Annotated in this window: 1 protein-coding gene; it reads left to right on the plus strand. The window is 63.1% G+C overall.

Annotated elements, in window-relative coordinates; translation table 11 throughout:
- On the plus strand, window positions 1-401 hold a 401-nt coding region (locus HK26_RS12750), incomplete at both ends, for a carbohydrate porin (RefSeq protein ID WP_143296375.1).

The raw sequence follows: 401 nt of genomic DNA on the forward strand, positions 1-401 counted from the left end.
ACCGTCATGTTCGCCGCAGCCGATGACAACCCGCCGGGCAATACCTCCAACTCCTTTGGCATTCAGGGCGGCAACCCGGAGGACCCCACCAACCAGAACGCCAACGGCAATGCCTCGGGCACCAAGTTCAACATGGGTACGGGCGCGCTGCTCATGACCGAGCTGCAATACGCCATTAACCCCCAGCCCGATGACATGTCCAAGGTCACCAAAGACCCCGGCCTGCCCGGTGTGTACAAGCTGGGTGGTTTTTACGACACGGGGCGCTTCCCCGACTACCGCTACAACCAGTCCGGTCAGCCGCTGGGCGGGCCGGATGACACCACGGGTATTCCGCGCTGGGACCGTGGCAACTGGATGGTGTACGGCATTGTGGACCAGATGCTCTGGCGGCCCTCGCT

Origin of the sequence: Acetobacter okinawensis, from assembly GCF_002153655.1 — a bacterium.
Lineage (GTDB): Bacteria > Pseudomonadota > Alphaproteobacteria > Acetobacterales > Acetobacteraceae > Acetobacter > Acetobacter okinawensis_A.